An 11,955-nucleotide genomic window follows, 5' to 3' on the forward strand; every position below is an offset into this window, starting at 1 on the left:
CCTACGCGGCCTGTTCGCCATGTTTCGCACTCCGCAAGCCTCATGTACAGCCTGCGATGATGATCCAGGTACAGGCTCCCGCCATGAATGGCGGGTGGCACGCGTCGCATAGTGTGCGAAAGGGGAAAAAGACAGAAACTGTCTCACCTCCGGCAGCTGTCCGGGTCAGCGTGCAGTTAAGTGGTTCCCTTTCGCTGGCGGATGACCCCGGCCGCCGGGATCGTGCCGACCGGGCTCTCGAGCGGGTGGGGGTTGTGGTTGAACCAGAACCGCTCATGACCGCTGTCGCGAACCCTGAGGCCGCGCGGCAGCGAGAGCGTTTCCAGTCCGGCCCGGGCCGCGATTTCCGCCACCAGCCGGTCAAGCATCACGTCATCGCCCCAGCCACCGACATAGGCGATGCGTCCAGACTGGACGGCGACGGCCTGCCCGTCTTCAAGCTGCAAAATGGCCTTGCAGCTTGTTTCCAGTTCCTCGCGATATCCGGTGACTGCCCCGCCGCCCTGAACCGCTATCGGCATGTCGGGCCTGAGGCTCTCGACCCGCAAGACCGTGACATCGAGGCCGGGAAAGGCGGGCGGCAGCGGCACGGGGATCGAGAAGTGCTCGTCGCGCGCGGCGCTACGCGGGCCGATCACCACCTCTGCACCGCATGACGCCAGCGCTTCCTTAAGTGCCTCGGGCATGTGCATCATGCCCGGTGCGAAGATCGCGCGATAACCGGAGAAATCCCGGCCCTCGGGCGGCAGGATATCCACCGACAGACCCGCCCGGCGCAAAGCGCGATAGTGGGCGAAGAGCAGGTCGAAATAACTCAGCCCCCGCCCGTGCGGCTGGACGGTCCAGGCCCAGTCGGCGGCATAGTCGAAGATCAGCGCGACCGGCGCGCGGGCCTGGCTGACCTCGGGCGCCTCGGCCAGCTCCCCAGCTACCGCCCGCGCCTCGGCCAGACCCGGCGCTTCCGCGCTGTCGGGGCGCAAAAGCCCCGCGTGCATCTGTTCCTGCGCGAAGGGCGCCTGCCGCCAGCGGAAATAACAGACCGCCTCGGCGCCGTGGGCAAAGGCCTCCCACGTCCAGAGGCGGACCATGCCGGGCAGGGGGGCGGGGTTGTAGGGTGCCCAGTTCACCGGCCCCGGTTGTTGTTCCATCACCCACCAGCGGCCGCGCCCAACCGCGCGGTACAGGTCGTGGTGGAAGGCCTGAAAATCCGGGTCGCCCTGCCGAGCGAAATGGCGCTGATCCTCTGCGCTCGCGCCCACACGGTCTTCAAGGAAACCAAGCGGGTAGCTGTCCCAGGACGCGATATCGAGATCGGCACCGAGTTTGAAATGATCGAACTCCGTCACCCGACCCATGTAGTTGTGGGCGATCGGCGCGTCGGAATGGGCGCGGATGATTTCGACCTGCGCCCGGTTGAAGCGCACGACCTGATCGGAAGAAAAGGCGCGGAAGGCGAGGCTATGGGCCGGGTTCGGTTCGGTCACCGTCCGGTTCGGCAGGTCGATATCGTTGAAATCGGCATAGTCCATCGACCAGAAGACATTGCCCCAGGCCAGGTTAAGCGCGCCGATATCGCCGCCATTGCCGCCCTCCGCCGGAAAGCGGGCGCGCAGCCAGTCGCGGAAGGCCCGCCGCGCGGCGTCGGAATAGGACAGGACCGTATCGTGACAGCCATATTCATTGTCGGTCTGCCAGGCGGCGACATGCGGGTTGCGGCCGTAGCGGCGGGCGATCTCGGTCACGATCCGGCGGCATTCGCCCAGATAGCCCTCGTGGCTGAAGCAATAATGGCGACGCGAGCCGAACTTGCGCGGGCGCCCTTCGGCATCCATAGCCAGCATGTCTGCATGGCGGTCGAGCACCCATTTCGGCGGTGTTGCAGTCGGTGTGCCCAAGACGACCTTCAGCCCTTCGCGCCCCAGCGTCTGGATTGCCCGGTCAAGCCAGCCCCAATCAAGGCGCCCCGGTTCGGGCTCGATGCGCCCCCAGGCGAACTCGCCAATCCGGACCCATGTCAGACCCGCCTCGGCCATCCGCCGCGCATCTTCCGGCCACTGTTCCTCGGGCCAGTGTTCGGGATAGTAGCAGACGCCGAGCGTCCGGCGCCGGGCAGTCATTGCGCGCCCTCTGCCAGTGCCCGCCAGGCGGCGGTCAGGCCCATCAGAGTCAAGCGCGCGGCATCTACTGTGCGGGCAGGGGCGCCCTGCGCCGCAAGCGCCGTACGGTAGGCACCGGCGAGCCCGCCTTCGCCAAGGATGACGATTTCCTGCCCCAGCCAGTAGGGCCGCGCGGCTGCAAGTTCCGCCCCGATCAGCATGCCGGATAGGCGCGACCGTGCCTGAACTGCATCAAGGCCGGATAGCAACGTTTCGGCGCGGATCGAGAAGAGATCGCCCGCCAGCGCCTGTGGGCGCGACATGACATGGCTGACGGCGGCGGTGAATGCCTCCGTGTCGAAGCCCGAGGCGGCCACCGAATGGCGCAGCACCGACTGGCCCGACAGAAGCGCGAAAATCTCGCCGGTCATGAAGGTGCGGAAACTCACCACTTCGCCCGCGCTGATATGGGCCCATTTGCAATGGGTTCCGGGCAGACAGAGGACCCCGTCGAAGGCCGGTTCCGCCGACAGGAACCCGGCAATCTGGGTTTCCTCGCCGCGCATCACGTCGGCGGGAGAGGCCTGGCTCATGCCCGGCAGGATATGGACCGAAAGCCTTGGATCGCTGGTGTCGACCTTCAGGGCCTGCGAGATGCCCGGCGGCGTGGCGGGGACGGCGACATAGCGCGCCTCCTGCCAGCCTTGCCGCGCCCCCACCATGCCGCAAGCGATGACTGTCAGGCGGCCATTTTCCAGAAGGTCGTTAGCGATCAGGTCAAGCAGGACAGGTTCGAACCCCTCGGGTTTGAGCGTACCCATGCCGCGATCCGACCGCGCCTCGCCCAAGACCTCGCCCGAAGGACCCATCCGCCAGAGCCTCAGGTTGCTGGTGCCCCAGTCGACGGCGATCCAGGCGGCGCGCTCGGTCTGGCCGCTCATCCGGTCACCACCACGCCGCCGTCGATCACCAACGCCTGCCCGGTCATCATCTTCGAAATGTCCGAAGCGAGGAAAAGCGTGCCGCCCACCACATCCTCGGGGCCAAGCGTATCCTTCAGGCACTGCCGGTCGAGATGCTTCGAGAGGCCTTCGGGCGTTACCCAGAGGTCTTTCTGCTTTTGCGTCAGCACCCAGCCGGGGGCGAGCGCGTTGACCCTGATCCGGTCCGGCCCGAACTCGCGGGCGAGGCTGCGGGTCATGCCGTTGATGGCGGAATTCGCGGTCGTGTAGAGCGTGTAGCCCGCATTTCCCATCATGTAGCTGATCGAGGAAAAGTTGACGATCGAACCGCCGCCCAGTGCCCTCATGCCGGGCACGATCGCCTGAATGGCAAAGAAATAGGCCTTGAGATTGATGGCCATCGACCAGTCCCAGAAGGCCTCGTCGACCTCCATGACGTCATGGCGCTTGTCGTTCGCCGCATTGTTCACGAGCACCCGGACCGGTCCGTGCGCTTCGGCGGCCTGATCGACGGCGGCCTTCAGCGCGGCCGTGTCGGTGATGTCGCAGGGGATGAACAGCGGCCGGTTGCCGGTCTCTTCCGCCATCCGGTCGCAGAATTCGGTGGAGTCCGAGCGTTGCACGAAGGCGACCTTCGCGCCCTGCCGGAGGAAGCCTTCGGTCAGGCTCGCGCCGATGCCCGACCCGCCGCCGGTGATGAAGACGGAGGCGCCCTTAAGGTCGTGGAACGTGGCTGGCAGTTGCATCAATGGCTCTCCCGCGTGACGGGCCTTGTGTCCTTGCCGACGAGGAAATCAAGGTCGGCGCCGCGGTCGGCCTGCAACACATGGTCGATATAGAGCTTCGCGTACCCACGCGTGTAGGGGCTTTCCTCGGGCGTCCATGCCGCGCGCCGGGCCGCAAGCTCTGCCTCGCTGACCAGCAGTTCCAGCACGCCCGCCTTGGCCGAAACCCGGATTCGGTCGCCGGTCTTGACCAGCGCGAGCGTGCCGCCCGCCTGTGCCTCGGGCGAGACATGCAGGATCACCGTGCCGAAGGCGGTGCCCGACATGCGCGCGTCCGAGATGCGGATCATGTCGCGCACGCCCTGCTTCACCAAAGCGCGCGGGATCGGCATGTTGCCCACTTCCGGCATGCCGGGATAGCCTTTCGGCCCGCAGCCTTTCAGGACGAGGATCGTCTCGGCCGTCACGGCCAAGTCCTCGCGGTCGATATTGGCCTTCATGTCCTCGATGCTTTCAAAGACATGCACCACGCCTTCATGTTCCAGAAGCGCGGGTGTGGCGGCGGACGGTTTCACTATGGCGCCGTTCGGCGCGAGGTTGCCCTTCAGGACCCGTATGCCGGCAGCGGGCTTCACCGGATCGGCGAAGGGGCGGATCACATCGCGGTTCCAGCAGCCCGCGCCTTCGGCATAGGCGGCGATATCCTTGCCCATCACCGTTGTGGCCCTGCGCAAGTGACCCGCGAGTTCCTTCAGCACCACCGGCATGCCGCCCGCATAAGCGAAATCCTCCATCAGATATTTGCCCGAGGGCATGCAGTTGACCAGCAGCGGAACGTCCGACCCGATCTCGAAATCCTTGAGCGTCAGGTCCACGCCCACCCGGCCCGCAATGGCCAGCAGATGGACGACGGCATTCGTTGACCCCCCGACGGCGGCATTGGCGAGGATCGCGTTTTCGAAGGCCGCCCGCGTCATCACTTTCGACGGGCGCAGGTCCTCATCCACCATCTCGACGATGCGCCGCCCGGTCAGATGCGCCAGCGCCATGCGGCGGGCATCGACGGCGGGAAGCGCGGCATTCGTGGGCAGGCTCATCCCCATCGCCTCGACAAGGCTTGCCATGGTCGAGGCGGTGCCCATCGTCATGCAGACGCCTTTCGAGCGGCTCATGCCGCTTTCCGCCGCCATGAAATCCTTCAAGGTCATCTCGCCCGCGCGGACGGCTTCGGAAAATTTCCAGACGTCGGTGCCCGACCCGATGTCCTTGCCCTGCCATTTGCCGTTCAGCATCGGACCGGAGGAGACAACAATTGCGGGCAGATCGACCGAGGCCGCGCCCATCAGCTGGCCCGGTGTTGTCTTGTCGCAGCCGCCCAGGAGAACCACGCCGTCCATCCCGTAGGCGCGGATCGATTCCTCGACATCCATGGCCAGAAGATTGCGGAAGAGCATGGCGGTCGGCTTCATCTGGGTCTCACCCAGCGACATGACCGGAAACTCGACCGGGAAACCGCCCGCCTCCCACACGCCGCGCTTCACGCCTTCGGCAAGGTCGCGCAGGCCCGAGTTGCAGGGCGTCAGTTCCGACCAGGTATTGCAGATGCCGATCACCGGGCGGCCGTCGAAGACATGATCAGGGAAGCCCTGGTTCTTCATCCAGGACCGGTGGATGAAGCCGTCCTTGTCGAGCTTGCCATACCAGGCGCGGTTGCGGCGGTTCTTTGTCATGATGCCTTCGGGGATTGCGGAGCGTCGGGGAGCCTCCGGCGGAGGTATTTGGGCCAAGATGAAAGGGCAAGTCTCATGCGGCCCTCGATGTTCGCACCCAGGCGGGCAGCCAGTCGCCATGGGCGGCAATCAGATCGTCGATCAGCGCGCGGATCTGGCCAAGGTCCAGTTCGGCCGCCGTATGCGGGTCGAGCATGGCGGCATGATAGATATGATCGCGGTTCTCGGTCATCAGGGCCGCAACGGTCAGTTCCTGCACGTTCACGTTTGTGCGCATCAGCGCGGTCAGTTGCGGGGGCAGGTCGGTGACCGGTGTGGGCTGGATGCCGTTCGCATCGACAAGGCAGGGCACCTCGACCGCAGAGCCTTCGGGCAGTTGCGGGATCAGGCCACGGTTCGCGACATTGCCGTAAATGACCGCAGGTGCGCCGGTGGTGACCGCATTCATAATCGTGGCGGCATATTCGTGGCTTTGCTTCACTTCGATCCGGTCGGCCTTGCGGTATTGATCGGCCTGCGCTTTCCAGGCGGCGACCTGTTCCTCACAGCGCCTGGGATATTCGTCGAGCGGGATACGGAAGCGCTCGATCAGGTCGGGGCGGTGGGACTTGATGAACCAGGGCACATATTCGGCAAAATGTTCGGAGCTTTCGGTGACGAAATGCCCCAGATGCATCATCACCTCATAGCGCACGAGGTTGGGGCAGCGCGGGTTCCAGCTGCTTTCCAAGGGGATGCGGCCCGCGCGGTAGCCCTCACGGAGTGCGGGGTAGAGGTCGCGGATCGTGCCGTCGGGTTGGCGCTGGCCGAACTCCAGGTAGAAGGCCATGTGGTTGATGCCGCCCGCCCGGTAGACGAGCGTCGCGGGGTCCACCCCGAGATCGCGGGCCAGTTCATGGGCAGTGCCCTGCACCGAATGACAAAGGCCCACCTGCCGGATCTCCGGGTAGCGCGCGGCGATGGCCCAGGTGTTGATCGCCATCGGGTTGACGTACTGGAGGAGGATCGCATCCGGGCAAAGCGCGCGCATATCCTCGCAGATCGCCCAGAGATGCGGCACGGTCCTGAGACCCCGCATGATGCCGCCCACACCCAATGTGTCGGCGATGGTCTGACGCAGGCCATGCGCTTTGGGAATGTCGAAGTCGGTGACGGTACAGGGCCGGTAGCCGCCGATCTGGAAGGCGACGATGACGAAATCCGCGCCAGCCAGAGCCGCCCGGCGGTCGGTGTGGGTTTCGACCTTCGCGCCGGTACCGAGGGTCGAGACCAGCTTGCGCGCCACCAGCGCGCTTTCGGCCAGCCGTTCACCGTCGATATCCATCAGCGCGATGGTCGCGTCGGCAAGCGCAGGGAAATGCAGCGCATCACCGATGATGTTCTTCATGAAGACGGTCGAGCCCGCTCCGATGAAGGCGATTTTCGTCATTTGACCGCTCCGAGTGTCAGACCGGCGATGAAATGCCGCTGCATGAGGAAGAACATGGCGACGGGCGGCACGGCGGCGAGGATCGAACCTGCGCTGACCAGATGCCATTGTGCGATCCATTGACCGTTCAGTGAAGAAAGCCCTGCGGTGATCGGCTGCGACTCCGGTGAGTTCGACAGAACGGTGGCCCAGAAGAAATCGTTCCAGATGAAGGTGAAGATCAGGACCGACAGCGCCGCGATGGCTGGCCGCATCAGCGGCAGGACCACGTACCAGAAGATCCGGACCTCGCTGACGCCCTCGACCCGCGCCGCCTCGATCAGCTCGAACGGCAGGGCCTTGATGAAATTACGCATGAAAAGCGTGCAGAAACCGGTCTGGAAAGCGATGTGGAACAGCGCGAGCCCGTACCAGCTGTTGTACATGCCGAGGTGAAGCGTGAGGTCGCGGACCGGCACCATCAGGATCTGAAAGGGTACGAAATTGCCCGCGACGAACAGGAAGAAGACCAGAAGGTTCGAGCGGAAGCGGTAGATCGCCAACGCAAAGCCGGTCATGCACGACAGGGCCACGGCGCCGATCACTGTCGGTATCGTGACCTTGAAGGAATTGAGCATATAGGCGCCCATCGGCGAATTGGCGAAGACGTCGCGGTAGTTCGAAAAGGCGAGCGACGAGGGCATGCCGAAATAATTGCCCTGCGCGAGGTCCGAGGCCGGGCGGACCGAGGTAACGGCGACGCCGATCAGCGGCAGGAGCCAGAGGATCAGCGCGACAGGCACGGCGATCCTGTAAAGCCACTGGGCGGGGGCGGATGTCTGTTCGATGGGTCTGGGAAACATCGCTGGGCCCCTTACCGTTCGCTCTCGTCGCGCCACATCTTCCAGATGAAGCCCGAGATGAAGACCATCATGATCGCGAAGAGAACCACGGCAATTGCCGCGCCATAGCCCATGCGGTAGCCGTATTCGGAAAGCGCCTGTTCGTACATGTAGAAGGACAGGACGCGCGACGATCCGTAAGGCCCGCCGTCGGTCATGATCGAGACAAGGTCAAAGGACCGGAGCGCCCCGATCACCGTGACGACAACCGCGATGAAGGTCGCGGGCCGAAGCTGCGGCAGGACGACATACCAGAGCATCCGCCAGCCCTTCGCGCCATCGAGCCGCGCCGCCTCGATCTGGTCGGGGGCGACATTGTTGAGACCGGTGAGGTAGAGGATCATCACATAGGCGATCTGCGGCCAGAGGCCAGCCGCGATGATGCCGTAAGTGACAAAGCGGTCATCGGCGAGGATCGCGATGCTTTGGCCGGTCAGAAGCTCGATGAGTTTGTAGAAGAGGCCGAAATCGGGCGCGTAGAACCAGGAAAAGATCAGGCCGACGACGACTTGCGAAATCACGAAGGGGAAGAAGAAGAGCGACTTATATAGCCGCATGCCGGTGATCGTCTGGTTGAGGAAGATCGCGATGAAAAGGCCCGCCGGAACGGCAAGCAGGTAGAGGATCAGCCAGATGACGTTGTTCTTCAGCGAGGTGTAGAAGGCGTCATCATCCCACAGCTCGACATAGTTCGCGGTGCCGATCCAGACCTTCGCGCCCAGCCCGTCCCAGTCGTAGAGACTGATCCACAGGCTTTGGAAGATCGGGATGATTACATAGACCGCAAACATGAAAAGGCCGGGCGCCAGGAAAAGCCAGGGCGCGATGCGGCGCTGGTTCGATTTCCAGAAGTCGGTCATGGCTTCGCCTTCAGTCCGGAAGGGCCGGGCGACGAAACCGCCGCCCGGCCAGGGTCGATTATTGATAGACCTTCTGGCGGATTTTCTCGAGCCGTTCGAGGATCGCATCAAGGTTTTCCGGCTTCACCATGAATTCCTGGAAGCCTTCCATCCCGGCCTTGGCCATTTCGGCGGGTGCGTCCCGGTCGAAGAACTGCGCGATCCCGCCGTCCGCCGTCGACAGCATCTGGAAGCCTGCCTGCAGGAACGGATCGTCGGCAACGGTCGATGCCTTGTTGATCGGCAGCTGTCCCATGGCGGCGTTGATCTTGTTCTGGGCGTCCGCCGAGGCGAGATAGGCAAGGAACTTCTTCGCATCGTCGACATTCTTGGCGCCCGACGGGATATGGACCGTGTCGGTCGGGGCCTCTTCGGCGCGGGCGATACCGGGGGTGATTTCCGGGAAGCCCATGAAGCCCAGATTGTCGTTCGTCATCCCGCCTTCCTTGAAGACGGCGACGGCGAAGTTGCCCATCACATAGTTCGCGGCCTTGCCCTGCACCAGAAGCGCTGCCGCATCCTGCCAGTCGATTGCTGCATGGTTCTTGGTGACGTAGGGCTGGATCTTGGCCCATTCCGCGAAGGTCGCGCGCACCTTGTCATCCGTCCAGGCAACCTTGCCGGCCGTAAGGTCCATGTGGAACTCGTAGCCATTGGTGCGCAGGTTCAGATAGTCGAAGATGCCAGCCCCCGGCCACAGGGCCTTGGTGCCGGTGGTGATGCAGTCGATGCCCGCGGCTGCGAATTTCTCGCAATTGGACACGAACTGGTCCCAGCTCACGCCTTCCGGTCCCGGAACGTCCACACCCGCCGCCTTGTAGGCGTCGCGGTTAAAATAGATGCCCCACTGGTAGTAGGTATAGGGTACGCCCCATTGCTTTCCGTCGATGGTCATCGAGGCGAGCGCTGAGCCGAGCGAATCCTTCAGCCCGTTCGCTTCCCAGACATCCGAGACATCCATGAACTGGCCCGAAGTCACGAAAGGCGCCATCCGGTTGCCCGCGTACCAGTTGGCAAGGTCCGGCGCGTCCGCGGTCAGGAAGTTCCGGATCGCGGTCTTGTAGCCTTCATGGTCGAAATTGTTCAGCTGGATGTCGATGTCGGGGTTTGCTGCCTCGAAATCGGCGATCACCTGCTCCATCGCCGCAAGCGGCGCCGGATCGTAATCCGCATTGTACTTCACCACGCGCTTGTCCTGGGCGACGGCTGCCGTTGTCATCAGCAAAGCCGCCGTCAGGGCGAGCGCGCCCCGTGCGTAATGGACCATTGTATCCTCCCGATGTGGTTCCATTAAGTGAAACTAAGTCTTGAATATTGAAAACTATGTCCGCTATCCTCTAACCTGTCAACTGAGTCGCAGGGGTAAGGCGCATGGGCAGCGAAGGTCATGCCGACGGAACGGTGGGGAAGGCACTCGATGTGCTTGAAATGGTTGCCGATCAGGGCGGCCCCGTCCGCTTTTCCGATCTGCTCGCATTATCGCACTATCCCAAGGCAACGCTTTACCGACTGCTGCAGACGCTGGTGAACCAGGGGATGCTCTCGCAGGATCTGGACAGCGGCGCCTACAGGATCGGCGTCCGGCTCGTCCGGCTTGCCCATAATGCCTGGGCGCAAAGCTCGCTCGCGCCGCTCGCCCGGCCGCATCTCGATGCGCTGGCGGCCGAAGTGGGCGAGGCGATCCATCTGGCGCAGATCGACAATGGCCATATCCTGTTCGTCGACAAGCGCAAGACGACCAACATGTTCGAAACGCTGGCCCAGGCGGGGCGGGTGGCGCCGGCCTATTGCACCGGCGTGGGCAAGGCGATCCTCGCCTTCCTGCCTGAGGCGTCGCGCGACAAGGTCATGCCGCAGCAGTCCTTTCACCCCTATGCGCCCGCCACCCATACCGGCCCGGCATCGCTGCTGGCGGAACTTGAGATCATCCGCGCCGAAGGCGTTGCCTTCGACCGGGAAGAGCACGAGCGCGGCATCATCTCGATCGCGGCGCCGATCCGGTCGCGTGCGGGCCGGGTTATCGGGGCGGTGTCGATCGCAACCTCGACCTCGCGCCACACGCTTGAGGAACTGAATGCGTTGAAACCCCGGCTTCTGCACTGCGCCGCCGCCATCGGCGCCGAGGCGGAGAGCTGGCAGTTTCCAGAGATTGTCTAGCGGAGGGATGGAATGGCCGGCGTAACTCTGACGAATGTCGTGAAGAAGTTCGGGCCCGTCGGGGTCATTCACGGCGTTGACCTCGATATCGGCGATGGTGAGTTCTGCGTTTTCGTCGGCCCCTCGGGCTGCGGCAAGTCCACGCTTCTCAGGATGGTTGCCGGGCTCGAACAGACCACATCGGGCGCGATCCGGATCGGCGCGCGCGACGTGACCGCCCTTGACCCGGCAGAGCGTGGCGTGGCGATGGTCTTTCAGACCTACGCGCTTTATCCGCACATGACGGTGGCCGAGAACATGGGCTTCGGCCTGAAGATGACCGGCCACCCGAAGGAAGAGATCAGGGCAAAAGTCGCCGAGGCGAGCCGCATCCTGAAGCTTGACCCCTATCTCGACCGCAAGCCCAAGGCCCTGTCGGGCGGCCAGCGCCAGCGTGTGGCGATCGGCCGCGCCATCGTTCGGGGGCCGGAGGTGTTTCTCTTCGACGAACCCCTGTCGAACCTCGATGCCGAACTCCGAGTCGACATGCGGGTCGAGATCGCACGGCTGCACAAGGAAATCGGCGCGACGATGATCTATGTGACCCATGATCAGGTCGAGGCGATGACCTTGGCCGACAAGATTGTGGTGCTGCGCGCCGGAAAGATCGAACAGGTCGGCAGCCCGATGCAGCTTTACAGCGACCCAAACAACAGGTTCGTGGCGGGCTTCATCGGTTCGCCCAGCATGAATTTCCTTGAAGGTCGGGTCGAGACGGGCAGGGTGCGCATCGCGGCGCTTGGCGATGTGGCGGTCTCGACGAAAGTGGCCCTGCCTGCGGAAGGCGGAACGGTGCTTGTCGGTCTCAGGCCGCAGCACCTGACGGTGACGCCGGGCCCCTCTGCCATCACGCTCGACATCCGCGAACGGCTGGGCGGCGTGTCCTACGATTACCTCACAGCACCCGGCGGCGCCCGTTTGATCGTTGAGACACGGAACGACGAGACGATTGCCGAAGGGACGCCGGTTCAGGTCGGCTTCGATCCGGCGCACGCACTCTTCTTCGATCCGGTGACCGAACAGCGCCTGCGCTGAAC

Annotated in this window: 10 protein-coding genes; 2 read left to right on the forward strand and 8 right to left on the reverse strand. The window is 63.9% G+C overall.

From position 1 onward, the window contains the following. Positions 1-176 precede the first annotated feature (176 nt). From OU426_RS08515 to OU426_RS08550, 8 genes are all read right to left on the reverse strand, one after another. Positions 177-2,117, reverse strand: coding sequence for a beta-galactosidase (locus OU426_RS08515; RefSeq protein WP_267633514.1), 1,941 nt, complete (start codon positions 2,115-2,117; stop codon positions 177-179). Continuing rightward, complete coding sequence (locus tag OU426_RS08520; RefSeq protein WP_267633515.1) at positions 2,114-3,037, reverse strand: 2-dehydro-3-deoxygalactonokinase; 924 nt, start codon at positions 3,035-3,037, stop codon at positions 2,114-2,116. The genes OU426_RS08515 and OU426_RS08520 overlap by 4 nt, the downstream gene beginning before the upstream one ends. Next, complete coding sequence (locus OU426_RS08525; RefSeq protein WP_267633516.1) at positions 3,034-3,804, reverse strand: SDR family NAD(P)-dependent oxidoreductase; 771 nt, start codon at positions 3,802-3,804, stop codon at positions 3,034-3,036. The genes OU426_RS08520 and OU426_RS08525 overlap by 4 nt, the downstream gene beginning before the upstream one ends. Next, on the reverse strand, positions 3,804-5,513 hold the full coding sequence (locus OU426_RS08530; protein ID WP_267633517.1) for an IlvD/Edd family dehydratase: 1,710 nt from the start codon (positions 5,511-5,513) through the stop codon (positions 3,804-3,806). Before OU426_RS08530 ends, OU426_RS08525 begins: the two co-directional genes overlap by 1 nt. A gap of 73 nt (positions 5,514-5,586) precedes the next feature. Then, positions 5,587-6,942, reverse strand: a complete 1,356-nt coding sequence (locus tag OU426_RS08535) for an alpha-glucosidase/alpha-galactosidase (protein WP_267633518.1) — start codon at positions 6,940-6,942, stop codon at positions 5,587-5,589. Then, a complete protein-coding gene (locus tag OU426_RS08540; RefSeq protein WP_267633519.1) occupies positions 6,939-7,784 on the reverse strand; it encodes a carbohydrate ABC transporter permease in 846 nt (281 codons plus the stop codon). Before OU426_RS08540 ends, OU426_RS08535 begins: the two co-directional genes overlap by 4 nt. 11 nt (positions 7,785-7,795) lie before the next feature. Then, positions 7,796-8,683, reverse strand: a complete 888-nt coding sequence (locus OU426_RS08545) for a carbohydrate ABC transporter permease (RefSeq protein WP_267633520.1) — start codon at positions 8,681-8,683, stop codon at positions 7,796-7,798. A 58-nt stretch (positions 8,684-8,741) separates the two neighbouring features. Next, on the reverse strand, positions 8,742-9,989 hold the full coding sequence (locus OU426_RS08550) for an ABC transporter substrate-binding protein (RefSeq protein WP_267633521.1): 1,248 nt from the start codon (positions 9,987-9,989) through the stop codon (positions 8,742-8,744). A gap of 104 nt (positions 9,990-10,093) precedes the next feature. Between OU426_RS08550 and OU426_RS08555 the strand changes: the two genes are divergently transcribed. Both OU426_RS08555 and OU426_RS08560 read left to right on the forward strand, forming a co-directional pair. Then, positions 10,094-10,879 carry an IclR family transcriptional regulator gene (locus OU426_RS08555; protein ID WP_267633522.1) on the forward strand — a complete coding sequence of 262 codons (786 nt, stop codon included), beginning with the start codon at positions 10,094-10,096 and terminating at the stop codon, positions 10,877-10,879. A 12-nt stretch (positions 10,880-10,891) separates the two neighbouring features. Next, a complete protein-coding gene (locus tag OU426_RS08560; protein WP_267633523.1) occupies positions 10,892-11,953 on the forward strand; it encodes an ABC transporter ATP-binding protein in 1,062 nt (353 codons plus the stop codon). Positions 11,954-11,955: the final 2 nt, after the last annotated feature.

Source organism: Frigidibacter sp. RF13, assembly GCF_026626305.1.
Lineage (GTDB): Bacteria > Pseudomonadota > Alphaproteobacteria > Rhodobacterales > Rhodobacteraceae > TMP-24.

Excerpts from the sequence above, each read along its gene's own strand:
- OU426_RS08530 (WP_267633517.1), bottom strand. The coding sequence starts at position 5,513 with ATGACAAAGAACCGCCGCAACCGCGCCTGGTATGGCAAGCTCGACAAG.
- OU426_RS08545 (WP_267633520.1), bottom strand. The coding sequence starts at position 8,683 with ATGACCGACTTCTGGAAATCGAACCAGCGCCGCATCGCGCCCTGGCTT.
- OU426_RS08560 (WP_267633523.1), top strand. The coding sequence starts at position 10,892 with ATGGCCGGCGTAACTCTGACGAATGTCGTGAAGAAGTTCGGGCCCGTC.
- OU426_RS08520 (WP_267633515.1), bottom strand. The coding sequence starts at position 3,037 with ATGAGCGGCCAGACCGAGCGCGCCGCCTGGATCGCCGTCGACTGGGGC.
- OU426_RS08555 (WP_267633522.1), top strand. The coding sequence starts at position 10,094 with ATGGGCAGCGAAGGTCATGCCGACGGAACGGTGGGGAAGGCACTCGAT.
- OU426_RS08525 (WP_267633516.1), bottom strand. The coding sequence starts at position 3,804 with ATGCAACTGCCAGCCACGTTCCACGACCTTAAGGGCGCCTCCGTCTTC.
- OU426_RS08550 (WP_267633521.1), bottom strand. The coding sequence starts at position 9,989 with ATGGTCCATTACGCACGGGGCGCGCTCGCCCTGACGGCGGCTTTGCTG.
- OU426_RS08515 (WP_267633514.1), bottom strand. The coding sequence starts at position 2,117 with ATGACTGCCCGGCGCCGGACGCTCGGCGTCTGCTACTATCCCGAACAC.
- OU426_RS08535 (WP_267633518.1), bottom strand. The coding sequence starts at position 6,942 with ATGACGAAAATCGCCTTCATCGGAGCGGGCTCGACCGTCTTCATGAAG.
- OU426_RS08540 (WP_267633519.1), bottom strand. The coding sequence starts at position 7,784 with ATGTTTCCCAGACCCATCGAACAGACATCCGCCCCCGCCCAGTGGCTT.